This is a genomic window from Spirillospora sp. NPDC049652 (assembly GCF_040675125.1).
GTDB lineage: Bacteria > Actinomycetota > Actinomycetes > Streptosporangiales > Streptosporangiaceae > Spirillospora.
Genome location: NZ_JBFAOF010000172.1, coordinates 1 through 10442, shown reverse-complemented (window position 1 = coordinate 10442; position 10442 = coordinate 1). Strand labels below are relative to the sequence as shown.

Annotated in this window: 14 protein-coding genes; 5 read left to right on the top strand and 9 right to left on the bottom strand. The window is 70.1% G+C overall.

The genetic code is table 11. The features are described from left to right. The 3 genes from AB0J52_RS14415 to AB0J52_RS14405 all read right to left on the bottom strand — a co-directional run. Positions 1-1072: AMP-binding protein (locus tag AB0J52_RS14415; protein WP_500182047.1), on the bottom strand; the 1072-nt coding region annotated here is incomplete at its 3' end. A gap of 165 nt (positions 1073-1237) precedes the next feature. Further along, the gene (locus tag AB0J52_RS14410) at positions 1238-1429 is read right to left on the bottom strand and encodes a DUF397 domain-containing protein (protein ID WP_500182046.1); all 192 of its coding nucleotides are present in this window, start codon (positions 1427-1429) and stop codon (positions 1238-1240) included. Next, positions 1426-2250 carry a helix-turn-helix domain-containing protein gene (locus AB0J52_RS14405; RefSeq protein ID WP_500182045.1) on the bottom strand — a complete coding sequence of 275 codons (825 nt, stop codon included), beginning with the start codon at positions 2248-2250 and terminating at the stop codon, positions 1426-1428. Before AB0J52_RS14405 ends, AB0J52_RS14410 begins: the two co-directional genes overlap by 4 nt. Positions 2251-2514: 264 nt before the next feature. On the opposite strand from AB0J52_RS14405, the gene AB0J52_RS14400 reads away from it, so the two are divergent. The 3 genes from AB0J52_RS14400 (at position 2515) to AB0J52_RS14390 (ending at position 3487) form a co-directional block, all read left to right on the top strand. Then, the gene (locus tag AB0J52_RS14400) at positions 2515-2721 is read left to right on the top strand and encodes a hypothetical protein (protein ID WP_500182044.1); all 207 of its coding nucleotides are present in this window, start codon (positions 2515-2517) and stop codon (positions 2719-2721) included. A gap of 128 nt (positions 2722-2849) precedes the next feature. Beyond that, positions 2850-3131, top strand: a complete 282-nt coding sequence (locus AB0J52_RS14395) for a hypothetical protein (protein WP_500182043.1) — start codon at positions 2850-2852, stop codon at positions 3129-3131. A 62-nt stretch (positions 3132-3193) separates the two neighbouring features. Further along, positions 3194-3487: a hypothetical protein gene (locus tag AB0J52_RS14390; protein WP_500182042.1), complete on the top strand. Its 294-nt coding sequence runs from the start codon at positions 3194-3196 to the stop codon at positions 3485-3487. A gap of 141 nt (positions 3488-3628) precedes the next feature. Here the strand turns inward: AB0J52_RS14390 and AB0J52_RS14385 are convergent, their stop codons facing one another. Genes AB0J52_RS14385 through AB0J52_RS14375 form a run of 3 tightly spaced genes read right to left on the bottom strand, consistent with a single transcriptional unit; the run spans position 3629 to position 4774 of the window. Beyond that, a complete protein-coding gene (locus tag AB0J52_RS14385; RefSeq protein ID WP_500182041.1) occupies positions 3629-3820 on the bottom strand; it encodes a DUF397 domain-containing protein in 192 nt (63 codons plus the stop codon). Next, a complete protein-coding gene (locus tag AB0J52_RS14380) occupies positions 3817-4170 on the bottom strand; it encodes a Scr1 family TA system antitoxin-like transcriptional regulator (protein ID WP_500182040.1) in 354 nt (117 codons plus the stop codon). The genes AB0J52_RS14385 and AB0J52_RS14380 overlap by 4 nt, the downstream gene beginning before the upstream one ends. Before the next feature lie 4 nt (positions 4171-4174). Then, the gene (locus AB0J52_RS14375; RefSeq protein ID WP_500182039.1) at positions 4175-4774 is read right to left on the bottom strand and encodes an NYN domain-containing protein; all 600 of its coding nucleotides are present in this window, start codon (positions 4772-4774) and stop codon (positions 4175-4177) included. 546 nt (positions 4775-5320) lie between these two features. Here AB0J52_RS14375 and AB0J52_RS14370 point away from each other — a divergent pair. After that, positions 5321-6511 carry a lipid-transfer protein gene (locus AB0J52_RS14370; protein ID WP_500182038.1) on the top strand — a complete coding sequence of 397 codons (1191 nt, stop codon included), beginning with the start codon at positions 5321-5323 and terminating at the stop codon, positions 6509-6511. Between the two features lies 1 nt (position 6512). Here the strand turns inward: AB0J52_RS14370 and AB0J52_RS14365 are convergent, their stop codons facing one another. Both AB0J52_RS14365 and AB0J52_RS14360 read right to left on the bottom strand, forming a co-directional pair. Continuing rightward, entirely contained in the window at positions 6513-8513 is a 2001-nt protein-coding gene (locus AB0J52_RS14365; RefSeq protein WP_500182037.1) for a WD40 repeat domain-containing serine/threonine protein kinase, read from the bottom strand. A 57-nt stretch (positions 8514-8570) separates the two neighbouring features. Continuing rightward, a complete protein-coding gene (locus AB0J52_RS14360; protein ID WP_500182036.1) occupies positions 8571-9191 on the bottom strand; it encodes a TetR/AcrR family transcriptional regulator in 621 nt (206 codons plus the stop codon). 176 nt (positions 9192-9367) lie between these two features. Here AB0J52_RS14360 and AB0J52_RS14355 point away from each other — a divergent pair, with 176 nt between their 5' ends. Further along, positions 9368-9916: a YceI family protein gene (locus AB0J52_RS14355; RefSeq protein ID WP_500182035.1), complete on the top strand. Its 549-nt coding sequence runs from the start codon at positions 9368-9370 to the stop codon at positions 9914-9916. A 90-nt stretch (positions 9917-10006) separates the two neighbouring features. Here AB0J52_RS14355 and AB0J52_RS14350 read toward each other — a convergent pair. Continuing rightward, on the bottom strand, positions 10007-10442 hold a 436-nt coding region (locus tag AB0J52_RS14350), incomplete at its 5' end, for a sensor histidine kinase (RefSeq protein ID WP_500182034.1).

Below are 10442 nucleotides of genomic sequence, written 5' to 3'. Positions count from 1 at the left end.
CATCGCCGCGCGGCACGAACCGCGGCTGCCCGTCGGCGGACGGAGCGACCGCCTGCCCCGACGCGCCGGTCTCCGACCCGCCGAACGCGTCCAGGATCATGAGCAGGGACGGGATGAGCTCGTGCAGCCGCGCCTTGACGTCCGGGGACGTCACCGCGCCGCCCGTCGCGATCACCAGCAGCGCGGACAGGTCGTACCGCCCGGGGTGCGCCTCCAGCTCGGCGATCAGCGGCCGGGCCATGGCGTCTCCGACCGCGTTCAGCGTGACGGCGCGTTCCTCGGCGGCCAGGGCCAGCACCCGCGCCGCGTCGAAGCTGCGGCCCGTCCACAGAATGAGCGTGGACCCGGTGGTGAGCGCGAGCCACGCGACCCACATCCCGGCGCCGTGCATCAGCGGCGCGCAGACCAGCGTGTTCAGGCCGCCGTCCAGCACCTTCTCCGCCAGCGTCTCGGGCGTCGGGACGGGGTCGCCCATCGCGTTCCCGCCGCCCATCGCGGACATGAAGATGTCCTCGTGCCGCCACATCACGCCCTTGGGCATGCCGGTGGTGCCGCCGGTGTAGAGCAGGTAGAGGTCGTCGGGCGACCGTTCCCCGAAGTCGTTCTCAGGCGAGGCCGCGGCGAGGGCGGCCTCGTACTCGACCGCGTCCGGGACGTCGTCGTCCGAGCCGTCCTCGACCACCAGGACGTGCCGGAGGCCGGACAGCTTCCCGCGCGCCTCGCCGAGCCGGGCGATCAGCGACCGCTCGCCGACCAGCGCCACCGAGTCCGAGTCGCCGATGACGTAGGCCAGTTCGCCGGCCGTGTACCGGTAGTTGACGTTCACCGGGACGGCGCGCAGCTTGAACGCGCCGATCTGCGCCTCCAGCCATTCGGCCCGGTTGTGCGCGAGCAGCGAGACGGTGTCGCCCGGCCGCACGCCCTGCGCGGTCAGGTGGTGGGCGACCCGGTTCGCGCGCTCGTCCAGCTCCCGGTAGGTCAGCCGCCGGTCCCCCGAGACGATCGCGAGCTTGCCGGGCACCGCCGCGGCGACGATCTCGAACAGGTCGGCCAGGTTGAAGCTGCGAGCCATGCCGTCCTCCGGAGGGTGGTGCGGCGAACCGTTCCGGTTGGAAACATACAAGCTTGACTGTTTCTTATACAGCCCCTACCGTCCGAGCCACCCTGAGAGCACTGTGACCTCCGCCTGACACACAAAGAGCCCCCGGAGATCTCCGGGGGCTCGTCCATCGGGGGGTCACACCAGGTCGTGCTCGCCCGCACAGATGACATCCGCGAGGGCGCGGGCGTCCGCAGACTGCAGAGCGAATCGGGGGCCCTCCGGGTTCTTGCTGTCGCGGATCCCGACGGTGTTAGGGGCGAGGCGGGCGACTTCTACGCAGTCGCCACCCGTTGAGCTGCTGTGGGACGACTTGCGCCACTCAGTCATCGGTAGTTTTCCATCGCTTCCTGTAGTACCGCGCCCGTACGCCGTACCGGCGAGGCATGGTCGCTTACCTGCTCCCACCGTACCGAGATCTTGTGAACGTCAGCAGGGACGTAGAGGATGCGTCCCTCGTGCGGGGCCTCGCAGAACGCGTACTCGCGGTTCCTGACCGTCAGGAGCTTGAACGATCCGTCCAGGCCGACATGCCCCATGGCGTCAGACTCCACGAAGCGCAGAGAGACGTTCGGCCGTCCCGCATGCTCCATGAGCAGCTCGATCTGCGCACGCATGACGGCGGGACCGCCGTAGGTGTGGCGAAGGATCGGCCAGTTGATCACCGCTGAGATCTGGGGCGGATCGTCGCGCTCGAACACGGCCCGCTGACGCTCCAGCCGGTCTTCCAGCGCTTGGTCGATGCTCTTGATCAGACCCGCTTCGTAAGCCTTGGCGATCACGGCTCGCGCGTACTCGGGGTGTTGGAGCAAGCCCGGCACGAGCGAGACGTCCCACATCCGCATACGCGAGGCTTCGCGCTCGTACTGGCGCAGCCCGGTCCGCCAGTCCTGCTCGGCGAACGTACTCGCGTGGAGCACGAGCGCAGCGAACACTCCGCCCGTTTTCCACACCTCATCCAGGGAGTGGGCATATGCCTCGTTCAGTTTCCGAAGCCCGTTCTCGATCCTGGAAACGGTGGAACGGTCGCACTTGAGTAAGGCCGCGACCTGGACCTCGGACATGTGCTTGGCGAGCCGCCATGCCCTCACTTCAAGGGCGATGACGTGCCACAACGAGCCCATCGGGTCGAGGCTGTCACGCGCTGGCATCGCGCCTCCTGGGGGGTTCCAAGCGTGATGCGGAACGTAGCGAGAGTAACCCGAGAGGGCGCACTCTGTAACTCGCATCACACAATCCGTCACGGAGGTCTCGTTATGCGCCTCATACGGCGGCGCGGTGGACGGCATGCGGCAGGGGCCGCGCGGACCGTCCAGCCCGAAGCCGCAAACCCATCGACGCCGCCAGCGTCACGTCCTCGTCATCCTCGCGCTCAGGCACTCGCCGTCCTGGAGAACGCGGCCTCGGGTTTTGGGATGAGCGCGGTTCGCGAGCGGGACGCCGTCGCACTGTCGGTCGTCGGCGTCCCACCCGTCAAGGTTCGCGTCGACTACCAGGACGGACAGTGGTGCTACGTCTGGACGACGCGGAGCGCCGAAGGCGAGTCGCTCGGTCCCGTGGCCGACACCCACAACGTGCTCCGCCTGATCGCCTGGACGCTGAGCACGGGCGGCGCGCGGTGAGTGCCCGAGGCTCGTACAGCAACCGCACCACCCGCTTCGCCGACCCCGCCGTCCTGGTCCCTGTGGTCGTCGGCGCATGGGGACGCGTGTGGGACGTCGCGTGGGCGGACGGACGCCCGTCGCACCGCATGCGTGAACTCATCTGCGTGCTCGCGAGCGCGGATGCGACGGACGCCCTGGAGACCACGGAAACTCTCCCGGTCCTGCTCGCACTGGACGCGGCTTGGGAGGAAGTCAAGACGGCCTTCACCAGCCGCTTGAAAGCGTTCGGCTACTTCCCGGCTCGCATCCGGATCATCACGGCCCTTGCACACACCGAATACCTGGACATCGTCAGCGAGGCGATCCGCCGCATGGGGCCGGCGCTTCCCGAGGACGAGAGCGACGCCTCCAGGGAGGACGGAGAGTGAGGCGGTGGCGCAGCAGAAGGGCTTCAGCCCGGTGGGGCGGCTCGGGCCCGAACCTGGAATGGATGCTGGAACCCGATAGCCATGAGGACGGAGCGGCCTATGCGCGGCGCGCACACGAGGCGATGACCGAGTCCCCGGTCACGGCAGGCTGGCTCGTCCACGCCCAGCCTCACCGCGTCGAGGGGTACATGGGCATATCGCTCTGGGTGGCCCTGCTCGGCCTCGGCGGCCGTCTGGACGGGCGCCGTATCTGGATCGAGGCGTCCGGCGTACAAGACCTGCTGGACGTGGCCGATCGAATTCGCTCACCCGAGTTCCGCAAGGCCATGGGCGACTTCGGCGACTCCTACACATGAGCCGAGTCACCTTGTTCCCAACGAGGTATGGACGGTGTGCGGCGGAGCCGGCCGCACGCCCTGCGCGCCGGAGGGACGCATGACCTCCGCCTGACACACAAAGAGCCGCCGGAGATCTCCGGGGGCTCGTCCATCAGGGGGTCACGCCAAGTCGTGCTCGCCCGCCTTGACCCGGGTCAACAGGTCTCGCACCGCCGACTTGGGGAGCGCAAACGTGGGACCGGCCGGGGTCTTGCTGTCGCGGAGGCCCACGGCGTCAGAGGCGAGGCGCGCGACTTCAACGCACTCCCCGCCCGACGGGGATGAGTAACTGCTCTTACGCCAAATGATCATGTGTACGCGCTCATCTCGTTATCGATCCAGCCGAGAGACTCATCTAGTGACCAGGCTAGGTCACTGAGCCGGTCCCAGCGGCGGGCGTAACCCTCCACTTTTTCGGCCTCCAGGTGCAGCGCGCCCAGCATCCCCGCCATCTCTGCGCACGAGACCTCAACGGTCCCCACTGTGAGAATCTTGAAATCGCCATCGTGTCCGACATGGGCACCCGCCGTTTCGGGCACGATACGCAAGCTCACGCCGGGGCGGTCGCACAGATCGCGAATGTGTGCGAGCTGTGCCCGCCGGCTCGCAGCGGTCCGAGTGCGAGGCCCTCTGGTTCGAGCTTGCTCGGCCGGTTGATCCATGCTGCTACCAGTAGTCGCGACGATCGCGAACCCCGACGAAGTCACTTCCGTCCAGGGTCGTGTGCCAAACGTTGCGCCGTCCTGGCTTCAGCCGACGCGCTCCGCACCATCCTCCGGTCTCGACCTTCGACCGTCCCCGGTACAGGGCTCGCTCGATCGCCGGTTCCATATCCGTGTCATGTGATGCGAGGACCACCACGTCGTAGGTGCCCTGCTGTGCAAGATCGACGACATCCAATGCGACAAGAACATCAATGCCCTTCTCGCGTGGACGTTCTTTACACCAGGCTTCTCCCCAGTTCGGCGGGTACCGCAGCGTCCGGGATGTGATCTCAACCCTTGGGTCCCTCGACCAGTTGGCCGCCTGCCGCTGGTTGGCGCTGTACAACCCGGGCTCGCGCTGATTGCTGGGAGTGCCCCTATAGATCTTCACCGCGCAGAGTTTGGCGTTCTTCTGCTCGGGAAGCTGCTGACGCTTCCCCCGCACCTCAATCAGTCTCTCGGCAAAGGCCACCGGATCAATGAGGGTGTCCTTGGCGTCGGTGCCCGGAGGGGCGAAGACGTCGCGCGCGGTCAGGTGGATGTTCTGGTAGTCGATCAGCACTGCTACGGAGGGCTCGTCAGGCACGGACCCACTCTGCCCTAGAGGGCATAAAAATGCCCGCCAGTTCCGGAGAACGGCGGGCAGCAATGCATGCAGGTTACCCATCAGAGCCGGGCCTTACAAGCTGAGGCTGCAAGTTCCTCAAGGTCCTTAAGGTTACCTCGGCCTAGCGGCCCAGGACAGATCGGCCGAAGAGCCCCCACCCGGCCCGGAGAGCGGAGCTGGCGCCCTTGATCCTGTGATGAGAAACCCTCGACGTCGCGTGGTCCGCGTCAGCTCGCGTGCCTCTCCTGGTCGCGCTCGGTGATCTGCTGGCGGAGACGTCGGGCCTCCTGGATGCAGTTGCGTGCTTCGCGAAGGATGTCCGGATCATGTGGCGGGCATGCTCGGGCGACTTCAGCGTCCTGAGTCTGGTCGGGGTGGCGAAGGGGTCGGTCCTGCGCGCCGGAGGTGGTGCGGCGAACCGTTCCGGTTGGAAACATACAAGCTTGACTGTTTCTTATACAGCCCCTAGCGTCCGAGCCACCCTGAGGAGAGGCGGGCACCGTGACCGACAGGACCTTCGTCGTGGGCGTCGGGATGACCAGGTTCGAGAAGCCCGGCAGCCGGGAGTGGGACTATCCCGACATGGCCCGCGAGTCCGGGACCAAGGCCCTGGCGGACGCCGGAATCTCCTACGACCTGGTCGAGCAGGCGTACGTGGGCTACGTGTACGGCGAGTCCACGGCCGGGCAGCGCGCCGTCTACGAGCTGGGCATCACCGGCATCCCGGTCGTGAACGTCAACAACAACTGCTCGACGGGCTCGACCGCGCTGTTCCTCGCGCGCCAGGCCGTGAAGTCGGGCGTCGTCGACTGCGCCCTCGCCCTCGGCTTCGAGAAGATGAAGAAGGGCTCGCTCGGCTCCACCTACGACGACCGCGAGCAGCCCATGCTCAACCACCTCAAGGAGCTGTTCCCGCTGTTCGAGTGGGGTGGTGAGCCGATCGCGCCGTACATGTTCGGCGCCGCCGGGCGCGAGCACATGCGCGAGTACGGGACGACCGCCGAGCAGTTCGCCCGGATCGGCTGGAAGAACCACAAGCACTCGGTCAACAACCCCTACGCGCAGTTCCAGGACGAGTACTCGCTCGACGACATCAAGGCCGCCCGGACCGTCTACGAGCCGCTGACCAAGCTCCAGTGCTCCCCGACCTCGGATGGCTCCGGCGCGGCGGTCATCGCGTCCGAGCGGTTCGTGGACGAGCACGACCTGTGGGACCGCGCCGTCGAGATCGCGGGCCAGTCGATGGTCACCGACACCCGCGCGACGTTCGAGTCGAAGTCGGCGATCAAGATCATCGGGGCCGAGATGTCGGAGCTCGCCGCGCGGCGCGCCTACGACGAGGCGGGCCTGTCGGCCGCGGACGTCCAGGTGGTCGAGCTGCACGACTGCTTCAGCACCAACGAGCTGATCACCTACGAGGCCCTCGGGCTCGCCGCCGAGGGCGAGGGCGGCAAGCTCGTCGACAGCGGCGACAACACCTACGGCGGCCGGTGGGTCGTGAACCCGTCCGGCGGCCTGATCTCCAAGGGGCATCCGCTGGGCGCCACCGGCCTCGCCCAGTGCGCCGAGCTCACCTGGCAGATCCGGGGGCAGGCCGACGCGCGCCAGGTGGAGAACGTCACCGCCGGGCTCCAGCACAACATCGGCCTGGGCGGGGCCGCCGTCGTCACCGTCTACAAGCGGCCCCGGTGACTCACAGCCGCCAGACGTGGATCTGTCCGGCGGCGTCGCCGGCGGCCACCCGGGTGGCGTCGGGGCTCAGCGCCAGGGAGAAGCCGTTGAACGTGCCGAGGCCGCGGAGGGCTCTGCCCGTGCCCGGATCCCAGATCTGGACCGCGGAGCCGCCGTCCTCGGCGGAGGTGGCCAGGTAGCGGCCGTCGCGGCTGTACGCCAGCCTGCCGCTGACGCCTCCGGACAGGTCCCTGCGGAGCTTGCCGGTGGCGATGTCCCAGATCCCGGCGCGGACCTTGGGGCCGGTCGCGGCGATCGCGCCGCCGTCGGGGCTGAAGGCGACGGCGTCGATACGGCGGCCGGTGTCGATGCGGCCGGTGCGCTTGCGCTGGGCCACGTCCCAGAGGCGGATGCTGGAACCGTCGCCGTACGCGAGCGTCCGGCTGTCGGGGCTGAACGCCGGTTCCTCGATGAACTGGCCGCTCTCCGACGTGCTGAACAGGAGCGTCCGCGAGGTGACGTCCCAGACGCGGACGTGGGAGACGATCGCGGCGTCCTTGCCGAACTTGAAGACGCCGACGGCGAGCGTCCGGCCGTCCGGGCTGAACGTGGCGGAGATGGCGCCGGCGTTGTCGGGGTCGGGCAGGTCGCCGACGATGCGGCGGCCGGCGACGTCCCAGAACTGGATCACGTTGTTGACGTCCTCGGCCGCCAGAAGCTTGCCGTCGGGACTGAACGCCACCACGTGCCGGGACTTCTGGGGGTCGCCGGTGTCGTGCGCGAGGGTCGCCAGGTGCGCTCCGGTCGTGGTGTCCCAGAGCTGGAGGGCGCTCTCGTCGTCAGCGCTGGCCAGCGTCCTCCCGTCCGGGCTGAACGCCAGCCCCCAGACGGTGGCGGAGTGGGTGTCGAGGAGGCCGTCGTCCGGAAGGGTGGCGGTGGGGCTGGACGGCGAGGCGTGCGGCCGGGCCCCGTTCGAGGCGAATCCCCGCACGGCGAACCCGGCGCCCACCGCCAGCAGGACGGCGACCCCCGCGACGACCGCCGCGACCCGTCCGCGCTGAGGCCGGAGCCCAGGAGGGGTGACCAGTGTCTCCGGCACCCGGACGCTCGGAGGCGGCGCGACCGGCGGGTGCGCGGGCACGGGCGGCGGGGCGACCGGCAGGCGCGCGGGCGACGGGACGGTCGGGCGCGGCTCCGGAGGCGGCGAGGCGGTCGGCGGTGGGAGGAGGCGGCGGACGGCCTCTGCCGTGGGGCGGGCCTCCGGGTCCTTCTGGAGGAGGGAGGTGAGGAGTTCGGTGAGAGGGCCGGCCTTCTCCGGCGGCAGCGGGGGCTCGGTGGCGATCGCGACGAAGACCGCGCCGTGGGTGGGACCGCCGAACGGCGGCCGTCCTTCGACCGCGGCGTACAGGGTGGCGCCCAGGGACCACAGGTCCGAGGCGGCGGTCGCCGGACGTCCCCTGACCTGCTCGGGCGCCATGTACGCGGGCGTGCCCAGCAGCGCGCCGGACCGGGTGAGGGTGGCGTCGCCGTCCAGCGCGGCGATGCCGAAGTCGGTGAGGATCGCGCGATCGCCGTCGAGCAGCACGTTCGCCGGCTTGACGTCGCGGTGGACGATGCCGTGCGCGTGCGCGGTGGTCAGCGCGTCGAGCATCTGCCGTCCGATGGCGGCGACGCGGGCGGGCGGCAGCGGGCCGTCCGCGCGGATCACGGCGTCCAGCGAGGGGCCGTCGACCAGCTCCATCACCAGCCACGGGCGGCCGTCGTCGCCGGTCACCCGGTCGTGCAGCGCGACGATGCCGGGGTGGCGGAGCCGGGCGGCGGCGCGCGCCTCGCGCTCGGCCCGCGCGTACCACTCCCGCCGCTCGGCCTCGTCGATCTCCTCCGGCAGCCGCAGCTCCTTGACGGCCACCTCGCGGCCGAGCTCGGCGTCGTACGCGCGCCACACGCGGCCCATGCCGCCGCGGCCGATCAGCCCGAGGATCCGGTAGCGGCCGGCCAGCGACTCCCCGGGTTCTCCGCGCATGGAGCGAAGATAGCGAACCGGTCCCGGGGCGTCCCAGCCCCCGGCGCGGACGGATGATCAGCCTTCGGGGGCGACCATGCGGCGGAGGCGGGCCTTGGAGCGGAGCCAGCGGGCCTCCTGGCGCTCCGGCGTCGTCGGGTGGACGAAGTTCAGGAGGCAGAGGCCGCGGATGGTCTCCAGGGCGACGTAGAGGTGGCCCCGGACCTCCGGGTCGTCCACCTGGTCGCCGAAGACGGCGCGGCTGATGTCCAGCAGGCCCGCGGTGATCAGGCGCTCGAACTCGGCGACGTGCTCGCGCAGGTCGGGGTCCGTGCGGGCGGCGGTCCACAGCTCCATGGACGCCTCGAACAGCGGCCCCTGGAAGGCCCGCCAGAGCAGGTCGAGGGCGTCGCCGAGGGGGTCGGCGGAGGCGCGCAGGCGGTCCAGGTCCTCGGCCAGGAAGCGGTCGGCGCGCTTGCGGGCCAGGTGCTCGACGGCGGCGAGGACGAGGTCGTTCTTGGTCGGGAAGTGGTGCACCTGGGCGCCGCGCGAGACCCCGGCGCGCCGGACGACGCGGGTCGTGGTGGTGCCGTGGTAGCCGTGCTCGACCAGGCAGGCGACGGTGGCGTCGAGCAGCGCCGCGCGGGTGGCGGCGGTGCGTTCCTCCTGCGTGCGGCGGGGACGGACGGATGGCGGCATGCCCGCAGCCTACCGAAGAACATGCAGGTCGGCCTGTATGTAGGCGGACGCGAAAGCGGGCACGCTCCAGGGTGCGGGCCCGGCTTCGGGCGGACTTGACACTGCTTGAAGTCTCAACTAATCTCCGAAGAGTCAGCTCGTTGAAGTTTCAAGAACTACCCCGCTAGGAGCACGCCATGACCCTCGCCGCCACCGAGCTCGGCCTCACCGCCGGCACCTGGAACATCGACCCGGTGCACTCCGAGGTCACCTTCGCGATCCGGCACCTCATGACCAAGGTCCGCGGCTCGTTCACCGACTTCTCCGGCGCCGTGCAGATCGCCGAGGACGTCGCCGCGTCCACCGCGACCGCCGAGATCAAGCTGGCCTCGATCGACACCCGCAACGCCGACCGCGACGGGCACGTCCGCAGCGCCGACGTGCTGGACGTCGAGAACCACCCGACCATGACCTTCGCCACCACCGGCGTGCGCGCCGAGGGCGGCGCCTACAAGGTGGACGGCACGCTGACGATCAAGGGCGTCGCCAAGCCGGTCACCCTCGACGTGGACTTCCACGGCATCGGCACCGACCCGTGGGGCGGCACCCGCGCCGGCTTCTCCGCCACCACCACGATCAACCGCAAGGACTGGGGCGTGGAGTTCAACGTCCCGCTGGGCGGCGACAAGGCCCTGCTCGGCGACAAGGTCGACATCACCCTGGAGATCCAGGCCGTCCAGGCCTGAGCCCGACTCCCCGCCCGCGGGGAGCGCGCCATCTGAAGACCCGGAGGCCCGGCCTCCGGGTCTTCAGGCGTTTCCAGGGCCGGCTGGACCTCAGGGGGCCTCGGGGGCCAGGGGCAGCTTGAGGACGAGACGGGCGCCGCGGACGGAGTCCTCGACCACGAGCGAGCCGCCGTGCGCCTGGGCGATCTCGCGCGCGATGGCGAGGCCGAGCCCGGTGCCGCCGGCGTGCCGGCTGCGGGCGCTGTCCAGCCGGGTGAAGCGCGCGAAGACGCGCTCGCGGTCGGCCTCGGGGATGCCCGGCCCGTCGTCCTGGACGGTCAGCACCGCGAACCCGCCGGACGAGCTGACCGAGACCGCGACCGTGCCGTCGGCGTACCGCTCGGCGTTGTCCAGCAGGTTGCCCAGCAGCCGGACGAACTGCATCCGGACGCCGCCGACCCGCACCCCCGGGGCCAGGTCGGCGACCAGGCGCGGCGCGTCCGCCGGACGCGTCGCGCCGTCCCGGCGGGCGATCTCGCGGCGGGCC

Excerpts from the sequence above, each read along its gene's own strand:
- AB0J52_RS14410 (WP_500182046.1), bottom strand. The coding sequence starts at position 1,429 with ATGACTGAGTGGCGCAAGTCGTCCCACAGCAGCTCAACGGGTGGCGAC.
- AB0J52_RS14405 (WP_500182045.1), bottom strand. The coding sequence starts at position 2,250 with ATGCCAGCGCGTGACAGCCTCGACCCGATGGGCTCGTTGTGGCACGTC.
- AB0J52_RS14400 (WP_500182044.1), top strand. The coding sequence starts at position 2,515 with ATGAGCGCGGTTCGCGAGCGGGACGCCGTCGCACTGTCGGTCGTCGGC.
- AB0J52_RS14395 (WP_500182043.1), top strand. The coding sequence starts at position 2,850 with ATGCGTGAACTCATCTGCGTGCTCGCGAGCGCGGATGCGACGGACGCC.
- AB0J52_RS14390 (WP_500182042.1), top strand. The coding sequence starts at position 3,194 with ATGCTGGAACCCGATAGCCATGAGGACGGAGCGGCCTATGCGCGGCGC.
- AB0J52_RS14385 (WP_500182041.1), bottom strand. The coding sequence starts at position 3,820 with ATGATCATTTGGCGTAAGAGCAGTTACTCATCCCCGTCGGGCGGGGAG.
- AB0J52_RS14380 (WP_500182040.1), bottom strand. The coding sequence starts at position 4,170 with ATGGATCAACCGGCCGAGCAAGCTCGAACCAGAGGGCCTCGCACTCGG.
- AB0J52_RS14365 (WP_500182037.1), bottom strand. The coding sequence starts at position 8,513 with ATGCGCGGAGAACCCGGGGAGTCGCTGGCCGGCCGCTACCGGATCCTC.
- AB0J52_RS14360 (WP_500182036.1), bottom strand. The coding sequence starts at position 9,191 with ATGCCGCCATCCGTCCGTCCCCGCCGCACGCAGGAGGAACGCACCGCC.
- AB0J52_RS14355 (WP_500182035.1), top strand. The coding sequence starts at position 9,368 with ATGACCCTCGCCGCCACCGAGCTCGGCCTCACCGCCGGCACCTGGAAC.